The organism is Bacteroidota bacterium (assembly GCA_016195025.1).
Taxonomy (GTDB): domain Bacteria; phylum Bacteroidota; class Bacteroidia; order Palsa-948; family Palsa-948; genus Palsa-948.
The window spans coordinates 12,409-29,002 of sequence record JACQAL010000013.1; the positions used below are offsets into that span (position 1 = coordinate 12,409).

Here is a 16,594-nt window from a genome sequence, read left to right on the forward strand (position 1 = left end):
TCGCCCTCTCTGAAAAATTCGGAGGGGGTTTTTTGTTTTGTGAATTTCTCTTTTGCAATTATTCTTAAATTCGTGCCATGAGCAAATTAAAAATAGCAGATAAAATTTTTTCTTCCCGCCTTTTCACCGGCACCGGCAAGTTCGGTGCAAATGCCTTAATGGAAGAAGCATTGCTTGCTTCGGGCTCGGAATTAGTAACTGTTGCTTTAAAACGCGTGGACATGCACAACGAAAACGATGACATACTGAAACATCTTTCACATCCGCAGTTTACTTTGCTTCCGAATACTTCAGGCGTGCGCACCGCACGCGAAGCAATTTTTGCCGCACAAATGGCGCGCGAAGCGCTCGGAACAAACTGGCTCAAACTTGAAATTCACCCCGACCCGAAATATCTTTTGCCCGACCCGATTGAAACATTGAAAGCCGCTGAGGACTTGGTAAAACTTGGTTTCATTGTTCTTCCCTATTGCGGAGCCGATGCCGTACTGTGCAAACGACTGGAAGAAGTTGGCTGCGCTGCGGTGATGCCACTCGGTTCTCCTATCGGAAGCAACAACGGATTGCAGACAAAAGCCATGCTTGAAATAATTATTTCGCAAAGTAAAATTCCTGTTGTGGTGGATGCAGGCATTGGCGCGCCATCTCATGCGGCAGAAGCAATGGAACTGGGTGCGGATGCAGTTCTTGTGAATACAGCAATCGCTATTGCGAACAATCCTGTTCAAATGGGAATTGCTTTCAAACTTGGAGTGGAAGCAGGAAGAATTGCCTATGAATCAAAATTAGGTGCGAAGAAAAAAACTGCAGAAGCATCCAGCCCGCTCACAGCATTCCTTGACTGAAATAACAAATCTCAATTTTCAAATCCCAAATAATTTCCAATGACCAAATTCAAATTTCGAAAATTGAAATTTAGATTTTGTGATTTGTTTGATATTTGTTTTTTTGTAATTTGAAATTTATGATTTCAATTCAGGGTTTCACGTTCAATCCTTTTGAAGAGAACACCTATATTTTGTTTGACGAAACAAAAGAGTGCATCCTCATTGACCCGGGTTGCAGCAACCCATCAGAGCAAAAAGAACTTTCTGATTTTATCTCAGAAGAAAATCTGAAACCGGTCCGGCTACTGAACACGCATTGCCATATTGACCATGTGTTCGGAAATTCCTTCATCGCAAAAAAATATAATCTCGAACTGGAAATCCATAAAGAAGATTTGGAAGTGCTTCATTCGCTTCCGCAGGTTTCACACTTATATGGATTGAATGCCGAAGAATCAGTAGAGCCGTCAAAGTTTCTGGAAGAAGGAAGTAAATTAACTTTTGGAAATTCTTCGCTGGATATTCTTTTCATTCCCGGTCATTCTCCGGGAAGCGTTTGTTTTGTTTCACACGCAGATAAATTTGTGATTGGCGGAGATGTTTTATTTCAGGGAAGCATCGGCAGAACGGATTTGCCGGGAGGAAATCACGAAGGGCTTCTTGCAAACATTCGCGAAAAATTATTTACGCTGGATGATGACTATACAGTTTTTCCCGGGCACGGAGGAGAAACCACTATTGGGTTTGAGAAAAAGAACAATCCTTTTTTAATTTAGCGCGATGAGAAAAATCTTTTTTGCGCTTTTGTTTTTTTCAATTGTCGTGCTGAGCGCAGTCGAAGCATCTTTCGCGCAGCGCGCAAAAATAGATTCCCTCTTCACGGTTATTAAAACAGATAAAGAAGACACCAATCAGGTTCTTCACCTGGCAGACCTTTCCGCGAAATTGATGCACGTGGGAGCATACGACAGCGCGGCTGTATATGGAGAAAAAGGAATTGCGCTCGCTGAAAAAATTTCTTACGACCTCGGGCTTATCAAAGCACTCAACAATTCAGGAGAAGCATATCGCAACCTGGGAAATTTTCCCAAGGCATTGTCGTTTGAACTCCGCGCGCTTGGCATCAGTGAAAAACTTGGCGACAAAAACTGGATGGCGGGAAGTTATTCGAATATCGGAAGCGTTTACCGCGCGCAGGGAAATAATAAAAAGTTTCTCGAATACCAGCAGTCAGCTTTAAAGTTGTATGAAGAAACCAGTAATAAAATAGGAATCGGATGGTGTTACAATAACATCGGGCTCGCGTACCAGGATTTGGGAGATTTGGACAAGGCGCTGGAAAATCTTTTTCAATCGGCAAAAGTTTTTAAAGAGGCAGGAAATAAAAAAGGGCTTCTCTTTAATTACAACAACATCGGAGCAATTTATGAAGACAAAAAAAATTTATCCGAAGCGCTGAAATATTTTCTTCTCTCCATGGAGATGAACAAAGAGTTTGGCGACAAGGGATGGATGGCGCTGCATAGTTCCAACATCGGCACCATTTATTTCAAGCAGGGAAAATACAAAGAGGCGGAAGAATATCTTAAGAGGGCTGAAAAAATTTCAAAAGAAATTTTTCACAAAGAGCATTTGCGTGATGCTTCGGGCGCGCTGGCGCAGTTGTATGATTCGCTGCACGACTATAAATCCGCCTATGAATATCACAAGCAATTCAGCGATGTAAAAGACAGTTTGCTGAACGAAGAAAGCGCGAAACAGATTGCCGAAATGCAAACCAAGTATGAAACCGAAAAGAAAGAACAACAAATCACTTTGCTGAATAAGGACAAACAACTTCAGGATGCGCAGCTGAATCGCCAGAAAATAATTATCTGGTCGGTGGCAGGAGGATTATTAGTGGTGCTGACACTTTCCATTTTCATTTTCCGCGAAAGAAGAAAGAGCGAAAAACTTTTGCTGAATATTTTGCCAGCAGAAACAGCAAAAGAATTAAAAGCAAAAGGCAAAGCATCGCCAAAATATTATGAGAGCGTAACCGTAATGTTCACCGACTTTAAAGGATTCACCAACATTGCCGAAAAACTTTCGGCAGAAGAATTGGTTTCCGAACTGGATTTTCTTTTCAAAAAGTTTGATGAAATAATTTCAAAATACAACATTGAAAAAATAAAAACCATTGGAGATGCTTACATGTGCGCCAGCGGATTGCCGACTCCTAATTCTAATCATGCAGAAGAAATTGTAAAAGCCGGAATCGAAATCCAGTCATGGATGAAAGAGCAGAACAATAAATGGAGTTTAAGAATGGGAATCCATTCAGGCCCCGTCACAGCCGGAGTGGTTGGCGATAAAAAGTTTGCTTACGATATCTGGGGAGATACAGTGAATACTGCATCGCGCATGGAATCATCAGGCGAACCAGGGAAAATAAATATTTCGGGGACAACTTACCAAATCCTTCAAGGTTTTCAAAACCTTGAAGGATTAGAATTCAAGTTCCGCGGAAAAATTCCTGCCAAAAACAAAGGAGAAATTGAGATGTATTTTGTTGAGCGCAGCGAAATGCGAAGCATTCACGAACACAATTGAAAAAAATAAAAAAGCCGTGAGTAAACCCCAATGGGTGTGGAAAAAATTGCCTGAAAACTATTTCTTTCCAGATTTTTTGGGGATTTTCCCTATGAAATTTCATTAGACGAAGAAATCCTCCCATTCGTCCATGTTTTTGTTTTATTCGTTTCAGAAAACTGCCGGTTCGTCTAAATAAGCAGATTAATTCCAACCGCAATTTTTTATTCACGTTCAATGTATAAGAAAGCAATGCCAAAAATAAATAATTATGAAAAGAATTTACACCAAATCGAAAATCCTCATTGAACAGAAGAAATTTTTGATTTCATTATTTTGCCTTTTTTGCTTACAAATTTTTTCTGACAAAATTATTGCACAAAATAACTGCGGGCAAAACACTCCAAGCTTTGTAGTGAACCTTACCGGAAATCCAAACGGAAGCTGGATAAGCCCTTATGTGGTGCGCAACGATACTTGCTGCGGTGCACAAGCACCTGATGCCTGCGTTCAGTTTGAAATTACGCTTGACTCCGCTTCACAGGGAATTTCTTTCAATATTTATTCAGGTGCAATTCCTTCCGGAGCGATGTACTACCAGGTGAATTGCGGTCCGCCCGTAGCAGTCGGAACGCCACTTTGCCTTACCGGAGTAGGTCCATTCTATCTTACTTTCTGCAAGCCGGGAAATAATTCAAACCAGTATATTATCACTTCAATTGCTAAACCATCAGTTTCAGCAAATATTGTTCTCAACCAGGGATGCTCCGGAAAAATATATGCGACCGGATACAATATTTCAACCATCACCTGGACTTCTGTTTATCCCGGTCCGCAGGGAAGTTATGATTCATACCTGAGTTGCAAAAGCGCATGCGACACAACTATTGTCACCGCACAACCGGGTTACCCGCCTTATGTGGATTATATGGTTTGCGGAATTCCTGCAGGCGGATGCAGCACTTTGCCTGTATGCGATACAGTGCGCGTATTTTTTAATCCCACATTGTTTGCAAATATTATTCCGGCAAATCCTACAATATGTTTCGGATATACATCCAAAACCATTACGGCAAGCGCAAGCGGGGGAACAGTTCCCTACACATATTTGTGGAGCACAGGCGCAACATCGCAAACAATCACTGTGGGAGTGGGAAGTTATACCGTAACAGTTCACGATGCAACCAACTGCCCGCCAACAACTGCGACCGTAACCGTAACTTCATTTGCAAATCCTATTACTGCCAATGCAGGAAATGACATAACTGTTTGTGGGCAGAATCCAACTGTTGTACTGAACGGAAATGTAACCGGTGCCAGCGGAGGAATTTGGACCAACGGTTCCGGAACTTTTAATCCGAATAACACCACGCTGAATGCAAGTTATACTCCTTCTTCTTCAGAAATAAATAATGGAATTGCAATGCTGATTCTCATCACGACCGGAAACGGAACCTGTCCTCCGGATTCTGATACACTTGTAATCCACATTGCGGTGAGCCCGAATATTTCAGTGAGCCCGACAAATGTTTTATGCTATGGAATGAACACCGGTTCGGCAACTGCAAATGTGAGCGGAGGAAATCCGCCCTATACTTATCAATGGCTTCCCTGCGGATGCACTGTTAATCCGCTTGGAAATCTTTATTCAGGAACTTACACGGCAATTGTTACCGATGCAAACGGATGTTCTTCTTCCGCTCCTACAATAATTACTCAGCCATCTGTTCTTTCTGCTACAGCATCGGTGAATGGAAATGTTTCTTGCTATGGCGGAAGCAATGGTTCGGCTTCTGTATCGGCATCGGGAGGAATTTCTCCTTACACTTATTCGTGGAGCAGCGGACAAACGACTTCATCCGTGAGCGGATTAACTGCCGGAAATTATTCTGTAGTTATTACTGATAACAATGGTTGTACAAAAACAGATGTGATAAACATTGTTCAGCCTTCAACACTTGCAGTTTCAGTTTCGCAGCAGGATGTGCAATGCTACGGAATGAGCAACGGCTCGGCTTCTGTTTCTGCAAACGGAGGAACATCTCCTTATTCTTACCAGTGGAATACAGGGCAAACTACTTCGTCAATCACAGGGCTTTCATCCGGAAATTATTTTGTGACTGTGACTGACAGTAAGGGCTGTATAAATGTTCAGAATATTTTTATCAGCCAGCCATCGCAGGTGATGCTGAGTATTTTTTCAATGGTAAATGTTTCGTGCTTCGGGGGAAGCAATGGAACAGCAACAGCAGTTACTTACGGAGGAATTCCGCCTTACACGTATATGTGGAATACAATGCCTTCACAAACTTCCGCAAATGCCACCGGACTTTCTGCCGGAAATTATATTGTAACTGTTTTGGACAGCAACGGATGTTCCATGATGATTGCTGTAAATATTACGGAACCGCCTGCGCTTTCTTTAATCATGAATTGGGTGAATGCAAAATGTTACGGAACAAATTCCGGCTCGGCATCTGTGAGTGTTTCGGGCGGAACTCCTCCGTATTCTTATTCGTGGAGCAACAATCAAACTTCTTCTTCGGCAACAAATCTTTCTGCAGGAAATTATTCTGTAACAATTACCGATGCGAACGGATGCACGCACACGAACACGGTTTCTATTTCTCAGCCGGCAGTTTTGAATGCGGTTGTTGCAAACGTGCAGAATGTTTCCTGCTATGGAATGCAAAACGGTTCGGCTTCGGTGAATGCGAGCGGAGGAACTTCTCCCTATTATTATCAATGGAGCAACGGACAAACCACTTCTTCGGCAACTAATTTTTCTGCCGGAAATTATTCTGTTATGATTTCTGATGCAAACGGATGCACTGCACCTGCAACCGTAACTATTTCTCAACCCAATGCGATTGCAGTTTCTGTTTCACCCGATGATACTGTTTGTCCCGGACAAAATACAACCATCAGCGCAAACGCTTCGGGCGGAACTTCTCCGTTCACTTATTTCTGGCAGCCGAGTGTGGGCTTCGGAAATTCTCAAATCGTTCATCCCACTTCTTCCACTACCTACACTGCGATTGTAACCGATGCGCACGGCTGCACGAACACAGGAATCGTAAATATTCTTGTGTACGATTTAACCATTGCGCTTGCCGTGAATGCAACGCCTCATATCTGCGAAGGGCAGGTGGCAACTGTTTCTGCTTCGGTAACCGGAAATTATATTACAAATTATTACTGGAGCAATAATCTTGGAAACGGTGCGGGACCTTATGTGGTTTCTCCTTCGGGAACAACGACCTATTCTGTAACGGTTACAAATATGTGCGGGGCCACTGCCACTGCATCGGCAACGGTGATTGTTTATCCGTTGCCGCAAATACATCTTGCTCCGCAATCCGCGAGCGGATGCGATAATGTTGCGCTTCAGTTCAGCGATACAAGTTCCGCAAATGCGGGCTCAACTTATTTCTGGAATTTTGGTGACGGCTTCACTTCTTCGCAAGCGAATCCTTCGCATACGTATTCATCAAGCGGCAATTATGCCGTTACGGTAACAGTGACCACGCATAACGGATGTTCTTCTTCCGCGCAAACCTATTGCACGGTGACTGTCATTCCTTCGCCCGATGCAGAATTTACTTCCGACCCCCCGCTCGAAACTTCGATTATCAATCCCGGTTTTCATTTCTACGATGCTTCAAAAAATGCAACGCAGTGGAAATGGAGTTTTGGCGATGGCGCGAACTCTTCGCTCGAAAATCCTGTGCATACGTATGCCCAAACAGGAATCTATGTTGTGAAACTTATTACGCTGAACAATGGCGGGTGCATTGACTCCATAATTAAAACGGTGGAAGTGAAACCTGAATTCGCGTTTTATATTCCGAATACTTTTTCTCCCAACGGAGACCATCTGAACGATGTGTTCAGCGGAAAGGGAATGGAGATTACCCAATACGACATGCAGATTTTTGACCACTGGGGAGAAATTATTTTTGAAACCACCGAACTGGAAAAAGGATGGGACGGCACTGCGAAAGGCGGCAGCGAAATTTCTCCCGAAGGCGTGTACGTTTACAAAGTCCAACTCCGCGATTTTGAAAACAAAGAACATAACTACGTGGGAAATGTAAACCTTATCAAATGATTTAAAACTCTTACTGCACCCTCCCGATATTCATCGGTACAGGCATACTTTCTCCATAAAAACCTTCAAACAAACTCTCCCTCTTTCCCTCTCTTTGCAAAGAGAGGGATGTCCGGCAACTGACGGACAGGGTGAGTTACTGTATCTCCACTTTTTCAGTATAAATCTTGCTCTCGCTCTGCACCTTCACAAAATAAATTCCTTTGGGCTGGGAACTCAAATCAATAGTGAGATTCCCTGCCTGCCGGTCAGGCAGGCATTCCTCCTTCTTCGGCTGCATAGCGGCTGTTATTGTTTTTTTTCTTTGGCTGCTCATTCGAATATCCGCAGCCGATTCGCTATCCGCACCCCTGTTCACGAGAAAACACCCGCGCTCACGAGAATTTACCCGAGTTCACGAGAAAAAATAAAACCTTTTCTCCGCTTATTGCGTCTAATATCCAGAATCAGGAAACAACCTCAAATAAAAAAATGAGAAATATCAAAACATACACAGCGCAAATAAAGGCATCCGCAACTGCTGCCGGAAAAAGCAACGCGGTTTCCGAAACTGCGCAGGCGCATGCCGAAAAGAGTACAGCGCATTCCCTTTTTAGTACTGCGCCTTCCATGTTTCGTACCGCGCCTTACCTTTTTAGTACCGCGCCTTCCGTGTTTCGTACCGCGCCTTCCCTTTTTCGGCAACCGCGCGCCCTTTTTCGTACCGCGCCTTACCTTTCTCGGCAACCGCGCGCCCTTTTTCGTACCGCGGTGTTTCATAGCAGAAAATCGAAATTTTTAACATTTATCCTGTTGAACCCTCGCTCTGAGGGCGGTGCGGCAATAAAAAATGCGCTTCGAAATTCCGGAGCGCATTTTTTTGTTTTGCCTGAAATTTTTTCAGGATAACATCTGTTATTTTACTGCATTCATCTGTATTTTTGGCTGATTGGACGATTTGTCAATACTTTTTTAAAAAAAGCGAAACAAAATGAAGCAGAATTCGTAGTATAAACGTTAGGTTTAACACAAGTAAAAAAACATGTATGCAAAAATTCTACAGAATATGTTTTCTGATTTTTTTAGGAATAGGGAGTAATAATGTATTTTCTCAATACAAAGATTTGCCCAATCCACCTTCCGATTTACAAACCATTCCGCAGGGCTCGCTGGTTATTCCAATGGATAACGCGCATCAGAATTTATTTCTCACCTATCCGTTTAATCTGAAAGCATACGGGCTGGTGAATCAACTTTTACAAAATGATATTCCCGTGAAGTGGGTGATAAAAGCCGGCAAAGCAAAAGACGGAATTGATTTTTCTGCAACGGTGGAAAGAGTTTATCCTTCTTTTGTTGCCGCTTCCTTACAGGATTTCCGCGCAAGTGAATTTATTGTTGACAGTTTTTGGGTAAATAATCCCTCGCCCACAACAGGACAAACCGCCACACAGGTTATATCCACATTCGCAAACCAATGGAAAGTGGCTGTGTATCGCCTCACAACGAATACCACAGTGGATGTCCGCTATACATTGGATCATCGCCCGAAAATTGCTCTCTTCAACAATGGCGGAAACGAAGCCATTGCCGAAACAATATTAGATACGGCAAAGTTTACAAACTATGTAGTGATTAGCGCAGGCGTTTTTCCAGGTCTGGCGCAGTGTTATACTTTTTGTTCTGAAATGCACTGGAAAATGACGGATGCAGATACCGTCATTACGCAAAAGGTTACGGACTTTGTAAATCAGGGAGGAAATTTTTTTGCGCAGTGCCATGCAGTAGAAGGAGGAGATAATCTGGAAGGATATGAACGCAATGAGAAATTTCAAACCACGACCGGATTGAAAGAATTAGGTCTTGGCAATGCTTCCAATGAGTATTACAATCCCGATTTGGCATTTATGCAGTTTGAAGGTTTGATGCAGCCCAACGAAAATGGTTCAGGAAAAAACTGGACATTCCATGCCGGCTCTTCGTGGAACACCGGTGTTTACCATGCTGTCAGCACACAAAATTCATTGGATACGGTGATTGCAACCGGCTCTCATCTTGCTCCTCCCGATTCCATAGGAGGAAATGTTTTTTATCTCGGTGGACACAATTACAAACCCTACACTTCGCTGCTGCAAATTAACGCAGCGCGCCTTTATCTCAATGCCGCTCTTATTCCTTCAGCAAGACCAACGGCTTTTACCGTTAATGCCGGAAGCAATACCACTATTTGTCAGGGCAACAGCATTACGCTTGGCGGTTCACCAACAGGTCCTGTCGGAGCAACCTATATATGGTCACCTGCCTCATCTCTGAACAACAACACCTCTCCAAATCCAATTGCCACGCCAACATCGTCCACACTTTATACGGTAGTTGCAGATAATGGCGGATGCACTTCTAACGGTGCGGTTACGATTAGTGTAAGCGCTCCGCCTACTGTAACTGCATCGCAAAATAATGTTTCTTGTTTCGGAGGAAGCAATGGCACGGCAACGGTTTCCGTATCGGGCGGAACACCTGCTTACACTTATTCGTGGAGCAACGGACAAACCACTTCATCGGCAACCGGATTGATTGCGGGAAATTATTCTGTCACCACCACCGATGCTGCCGGTTGTACAAAAACTTCTACGGTTGCCATAACGCAACCCGCTGCCCCGCTTTCTTCTTCTGCATCGCAAAATAATGTTTCCTGTTTCGGAGGCAGCAATGGTTCAACAACCGTTTCTGTTTCTGGCGGAACTACGGCTTATACTTATTTGTGGAGCAACGGACAAACCACTTCATCAGCAACAGGATTAATTGCCGGAAATTATTCTGTCACTGTTACGGATTCCAAAGGATGTACAACCACTTCAACTTTTTCCATCACACAGCCGGTTGCTCCGCTTTCATCTTCCGCTTCTCAAACAAATGTTTCGTGCAATGGAGGAAGTAATGCAACAGCAACTGCCACTGCTTCGGGCGGAACAACGGCTTATACTTATTCCTGGAGCAACGGGCAGACCACTTCATCGGCAACAAATTTATCAGCAGGAAATTATTCGGTAACGATTACCGATTCCAAAGGATGCACAACTACAAATACTTTTTCCATCACGCAGCCAGCCGCTCCGCTCGCTTCTTCCGCTTCGCAAAATAATGTTTCCTGTTTCGGTGGAAGCAATGGTTCAACAACCGTTTCTGTTTCTGGCGGAACAACGGCTTACACTTATCTGTGGAATAATTCTCAAACTACTTCAACCATTTCAAATCTCATTGCGGGAAATTATTCAGTAACCATTACCGATGCGAATGGATGCACCACTACCAATACATTCACCATCACGCAGCCCGTTTCTCCTTTGAGTTCTTCCGCTTCACAAAATAATGTTTCCTGTTTTGGTGGAAGCAACGCAAGCGCAAGCGTTTCTGTTTCGGGCGGAACTCCGAATTATTCATACGCATGGAGCAACGGGCAGACCACTTCATCGGCAACAAATTTATCGGCAGGAAATTATTCTGTCACTGTTACTGATTCAAAAGGATGTACAACCACTTCAACTTTTTCTATCACACAGCCAGTCGCTCCGCTTTCATCTTCCGCTTCGCAAAATAATGTTTCCTGCAATGGAGGAAGCAATGGAAATGCAACCGCCACTGCTTCTGGCGGAACAACAGCTTATACTTATTTGTGGAGCAACGGACAAACCACTTCATCGGCAACAAATTTATCGGCAGGAAATTATTCTGTTACAATCACCGATGCGAATGGATGCACCACCACAAATACTTTTTCCATCACTCAGCCGGTAATTTTATCTTCGTCTGCCTCGCAAAATAATGTTTCGTGTTTCGGTGGAAGCAACGCAAGTGCGAGCGTTTCTGTTTCTGGCGGAACTCCGAATTATAACTATTCGTGGAGCAACGGAAATTCCACTTCTGCAATTTCAAATCTCATAGCAGGAAATTATTCCATAACAATTACCGATGCCAATGGATGCACCACCACAAATACTTTTTCCATCACACAGCCGGTAATTTTATCTTCGTCCGCTTCGCAAACAAATGTTTCGTGCAACGGTGGCAGTAACGGAACCGCAACCGTTTCCGCTTCGGGCGGAACGCCTGCTTACACTTATTCGTGGAGTAATGGACAAACCACTTCAACCGCCACAGGATTAATTGCAGGAAATTATTCTGTCACTGTTACGGATTCCAAAGGTTGTACAACCACAAATACATTTTCAATCTCACAGCCAACTATACTTACATCCACCGTTACTCAAACGGGCGTTTCGTGTTTTGGAGGAAATAATGGCACAGCAACAGCAACAGTTTCCGGAGGAACTCCATCCTACACTTATTTATGGACGAACGGGCAAACTACATCCACAGCAACCGGATTGATTGCAGGAAATTATTCTGTAACGATTACGGATGCGAATGGATGTACCACCACTTCAACTTTCTCCATCACCCAGCCATTCGCTCCGCTTTCTTCTTCCGCTTCGCAAAATAATGTTTCGTGCAATGGAGGGAATAACGGAACAGCAAATGTTTCCACTTCGGGAGGAACACCGAATTATACTTATTCGTGGAGCACTGGCGCAACAACTTCTGCTATTTCAAATCTCACAGCAGGAAATTATTCGGTAACCATTACGGATTCCAAAGGATGCACAATCACTTCAACTTTTTCCATCACACAACCCGGTATTCTTATTGCAAGCGCTTCGCAAACCAATGTTTCGTGCAATGGAGGAAGCAATGGAACAGCAACCGCGATGCCCGCAGGAGGCACTTCGCCTTATACTTATTACTGGAGCAACGGGCAAACCACTTCCACTGCTACCGGACTTCTCTCGGGAAATTATACCGTAACAGTTACCGATATGAATGGGTGCACCATCACAGGGGTGATTTCCATCACGCAGCCATTCATTCTTACTGCTGGCGCTTCTCAAACAAATGTTTCCTGTTTCGGAGGAAACAACGGCTCGGCAACGGTTTCTCCTTCGGGCGGAACGCCTGCTTATTCTTATCTCTGGAGCAACGGACAAACCACTTTATCGGCAACAAATTTATCGGCAGGAAATTATTCCGTAACGGTTACCGATGCAAACGGATGCACTGCTTCTCAGACAGTAACCATCACTCAACCTGCACTGCTTACTGCTGCTGTTTCTCAGACAAATGTTTCCTGCTTCGGAGGAAATAATGGCATAGCCGCAGTTTCTCCTTCGGGCGGAACTCCATCTTACTCCTATCTCTGGAGCAACGGGCAAACCACTGCCTTTGCAACCGGATTGCCCGCAGGAAATTATACTGTTACTGTTACCGATTCTAAAGGATGCACAACCACTGCAACTGTTTCTATCACGCAACCCGCGCTGCTTACCGCTTCTGTTTCTGCCGCTGCTGTTTCCTGTTTCGGTGGAAGTAATGGAACAGCAACTGTCACTGCTTCGGGTGGAACAATATCTTATACTTATCTTTGGAATAACGGACAAACAACTTCTACTGCAACCGGGTTGATTGCCGGAAATTATTCTGTAACCATTACCGATGCGAATGGATGCACAACAACCAATACGGTTTCCATCACGCAGCCCGCGGCTCCGCTTTCATCCACCGCTTCGCAGACAAATGTTTCCTGCAACGGAGGAAGCAATGGAACAGCAACGGTTTTTGTTTCTGGCGGAACAATATCTTATACTTATCTCTGGAACAACGGGCAGACAACTTCAACGGCAACAAATTTATCAGCGGGAAATTATTCCGTAACGATTACCGATGCCAATGGATGCACCACAACAAATATTTTTTCCATCACCGAGCCAACGCTTCTTACTTCCACTGCTTCACAAATCAATACCTGCAGCGGCTCAAGTAATGGTTCGGCCGTGATTTCTCCTTCGGGCGGAACGCCTGCCTATACTTATTTGTGGAGCAACGGACAAACTACTCAAACGGCTACGGGATTGCCTGCAGGAAATTATTCAGCAACCATTACCGATGCCAATGGATGTACGACAACGACAACCATTACCATCACATTATTTCCTGCCGTATCATTCTCCGCTTCTCAAACAAATGTTTCTTGTTTCGGAGGAAGCAATGGTTCAGCAGCGGACTCTGCTTTTGGCGGCACCTCTCCTTTTACTTATCTCTGGAGCAGCGGACAAACAACTTCTGCCATCACAGGATTGACTGCGGGTAATTACACGGCAACCATCACCGATGCCAACGGCTGCACGATTGCAAATACGATAACGATTACTGAGCCCCTTCTCTTAGCAGCATCCACCAGTGTAACAGCATCGGGATGTTCTTCCTGCACAGGAACATCCACTGCAAATGCATCGGGAGGAACTTCTCCTTATAATTATTTATGGAATCCAACGGGGCAGACCACACAAACGGCAACAGGACTGTGCGCGGGAACTTATACTTATGTGGTCAGCGATGCGAACGGATGCACCGCTTCTCAAACGGTTACCATTACCGGGCAATTAACACTTCTGACCAATTCTCAGACAAATGTTTCGTGTAACGGAGGAAGCAATGGAACAGCGGCAGTAACAGCCACCGGAGGTCTTTCGCCTTACACTTATTTGTGGAGCAACGGACAGACCACTTCTTCGGCAACAGGACTTTCTGCAGGCACCTACACCTTAACAGTTATTGATGTATTGGGATGCAGCAATACGCAAACAATTACTATTACGCAGCCCGCTGTCCTCGCTTCCACTGCCGCGCAAACGAATGTATGCAGCGGTGCAAGCACCGGCATAGCAGCGGTTTCTGCTTCGGGCGGAACTGCGCCCTACTCTTATTTGTGGAGCACAGGAGCAACCACTGTTTTCATCACGGGATTGTCAGCGGGAAGTTATACCGTTACGACCACCGATGCCAACGGCTGTTCATCCACGGCAACCGTCATTACCATTATACCATTTCCTGCTGTGTTATCCGCCACTTCTCAGACGAATGTTTTATGTTTTGGAGGAAGCAATGGTTCGGCAACGGATTCTGCTTTTGGCGGGACACCGGGTTTTACTTATCTCTGGAGCAGCGGGCAAACTACTTCTGCTATTGCGGGATTATCAGCGGGAAATTACATAGCAACCATCACCGATACAAATGGCTGCACGAAAACAGATACCATTTTCATCACGCAGCCCGCTGTTCTCCTTCCCAATACTTCGCAGACAAATGTTTCTTGTTTCGGAGGGAGCAATGGAACAGCGGCAGTGGCAGCGGCAGGAGGCACGCCATCGTATTCTTATCTATGGAGCAATGGTGCGACAACTTCTCAAATCACAAATCTCACTTCTCAAATCTATTCCGTAACTATTACTGATGCGAATGGCTGCACAACAACGGATACAATTTTAATTACTCAACCCGCTCTTCTCACCTCCACCGTTTCGCAAACAAATGTTTCGTGCAATGGAGGAAGCGATGGAACAGCAGCAGCAAATGCAAGCGGAGGAACTTCTCCCTATTCTTATCTATGGAGTAATGGACAAACCACTTCATCGGCAACAAATTTATCAGCAGGAAATTATTTTGTTACAATTACGGATACAAACGGATGCGTGACTATTGATTCGGCATTCATTACACAGCCGCCAGTTCTCAGCGCGGTTACAAATTCCGCGCCCGACACTTGCCTGCAGGGGAATGGAACAGCAACCGTTTCTGTTTCGGGTGGAACACCTTCTTATTCTTATTTGTGGAACAACGGACAAACTGATTCCACCGCTACCGGACTTTTGCCGGGAAATTATTCGGTTACGATTACGGATGCTAACGGCTGCACTTTTTCAACTACGGTAACGGTTAATTACACGGGCAGCGCTGTGGCAAATGCCGGTCCCGATGCGAGTATTTGTTTTGGCAGTTCCGCTTCTTTGAATGCAAGCGGAGGAATTAGTTACACCTGGTCGCCAGTCAACGGATTGAGCAATCCGAACATTTCTAATCCAACAGCAAATCCAACCGTAACCACTATTTACATTGTTACCGTTACCGCTTCAAACGGCTGCGCAGCGTTGGATACCGTTGCAGTAACAGTGAACCCGCTGCCCACAGCGAATGCCGGTGCCGATGCGACCATTTGTTTTTCCGACAGCACTACGCTTAACGCAAGCGGTGGCAGCGCTTATGTATGGTCACCCGCAAGCGGATTAAACAATGCGAACATTTCTAATCCTGCCGCGTCTCCTTCGTCTGCTACAAACTATACTGTTACGGTTACGGATGCAAACGGATGCACCAACACGGATGATATTACGGTTACTGTAAATCCTTTGGCAGTGGTCTCTCTGAATTACAGTATTATAGATGGCTGCGCGGTGCCCGCCTCAGTAACTTTTATGGCGTCCAGCGATATTGGTGTTACTTACCTCTGGGATTTTGGAGACAGCACCACTGCATCGGGAGATACCGTGGTTCACATCTACACAACTTCCGGAACTTATTATGCAACCGTTACAGTCATCACGGCTGATGGCTGTTCAACCATTGTGGTAGCAAACCCTCCCATCACTATTTATCCACACCCGGTGGCCGACTTTACAACAAGTCCTTCGGTTAATCCGATGACCATCTTTCATAACACGATTGACTTCAGCAATCAATCCTCTGGCGCCACGAGTTATTATTGGGCGTTTGGAGATGGAGGCAATTCCAACAATACAGACCCTCAACATACTTATGCAACCATCGGAGATTATGTAATTACGCTCATCGCCACGAATCAGTATGGCTGCACGGACACATTCCGGATGAAGACCACCGCAGAAGGCGATATTATCTTTCCCAACGCATTTACTCCAAATCCGAACGGACCTAACGGAGGAGGATACAGTTGGTATAATCTTGACAACGATGTGTTCTTCCCGTATGCCGCGTATGTGGAGGATTTCAATATGCAGATTTTTGACCGATGGGGAGAACTGATTTTTGAAACCAAGGATATTAAAATTGGATGGGACGGATATTACCGCGGAAAACTTTGCCAGCAGGATGTGTATGTTTGGAAGGCATCTGTAAAATTTATTGACGGAAGAACTTTAACTAAAGCAGGCGATGTAACTTTATTACGATAATAGGATAG

Annotated in this window: 6 protein-coding genes; 5 read left to right on the top strand and 1 reads right to left on the bottom strand. The window is 44.6% G+C overall.

Annotated features, from left to right (window positions below; genetic code table 11):
• Window positions 1-77: 77 nt before the first annotated feature.
• From HY063_01625 to HY063_01640, 4 genes are all read left to right on the top strand, one after another.
• On the top strand, window positions 78-845 hold the full coding sequence (locus HY063_01625) for a thiazole synthase (GenBank protein ID MBI3500465.1): 768 nt from the start codon (window positions 78-80) through the stop codon (window positions 843-845).
• A gap of 119 nt (window positions 846-964) precedes the next feature.
• Window positions 965-1,603 (top strand): MBL fold metallo-hydrolase, encoded by a 639-nt coding sequence (locus tag HY063_01630; GenBank protein MBI3500466.1) that lies wholly within the window; start codon window positions 965-967, stop codon window positions 1,601-1,603.
• A gap of 4 nt (window positions 1,604-1,607) precedes the next feature.
• The gene (locus HY063_01635) at window positions 1,608-3,419 is read left to right on the top strand and encodes a tetratricopeptide repeat protein (protein MBI3500467.1); all 1,812 of its coding nucleotides are present in this window, start codon (window positions 1,608-1,610) and stop codon (window positions 3,417-3,419) included.
• Between the two features lie 250 nt (window positions 3,420-3,669).
• On the top strand, window positions 3,670-7,509 hold the full coding sequence (locus HY063_01640) for a gliding motility-associated C-terminal domain-containing protein (GenBank protein ID MBI3500468.1): 3,840 nt from the start codon (window positions 3,670-3,672) through the stop codon (window positions 7,507-7,509).
• Window positions 7,510-7,645: 136 nt separating this feature from the next.
• Here HY063_01640 and HY063_01645 read toward each other — a convergent pair whose 3' ends face one another.
• Entirely contained in the window at window positions 7,646-7,825 is a 180-nt protein-coding gene (locus HY063_01645) for a T9SS type A sorting domain-containing protein (protein ID MBI3500469.1), read from the bottom strand.
• Between the two features lie 709 nt (window positions 7,826-8,534).
• On the opposite strand from HY063_01645, the gene HY063_01650 reads away from it, so the two are divergent.
• Window positions 8,535-16,586 carry a PKD domain-containing protein gene (locus HY063_01650; protein MBI3500470.1) on the top strand — a complete coding sequence of 2,684 codons (8,052 nt, stop codon included), beginning with the start codon at window positions 8,535-8,537 and terminating at the stop codon, window positions 16,584-16,586.
• The last annotated feature ends 8 nt before the right edge of the window (window positions 16,587-16,594 follow it).

What these genes read in the sequence shown, in the direction of transcription:
- HY063_01625 (MBI3500465.1), top strand. Translation starts at nt 78, where the DNA reads ATGAGCAAATTAAAAATAGCAGATAAAATTTTTTCTTCCCGCCTTTTC.
- HY063_01630 (MBI3500466.1), top strand. Translation starts at nt 965, where the DNA reads ATGATTTCAATTCAGGGTTTCACGTTCAATCCTTTTGAAGAGAACACC.
- HY063_01635 (MBI3500467.1), top strand. Translation starts at nt 1,608, where the DNA reads ATGAGAAAAATCTTTTTTGCGCTTTTGTTTTTTTCAATTGTCGTGCTG.
- HY063_01640 (MBI3500468.1), top strand. Translation starts at nt 3,670, where the DNA reads ATGAAAAGAATTTACACCAAATCGAAAATCCTCATTGAACAGAAGAAA.
- HY063_01645 (MBI3500469.1), bottom strand. Translation starts at nt 7,825, where the DNA reads ATGAGCAGCCAAAGAAAAAAAACAATAACAGCCGCTATGCAGCCGAAG.
- HY063_01650 (MBI3500470.1), top strand. Translation starts at nt 8,535, where the DNA reads ATGCAAAAATTCTACAGAATATGTTTTCTGATTTTTTTAGGAATAGGG.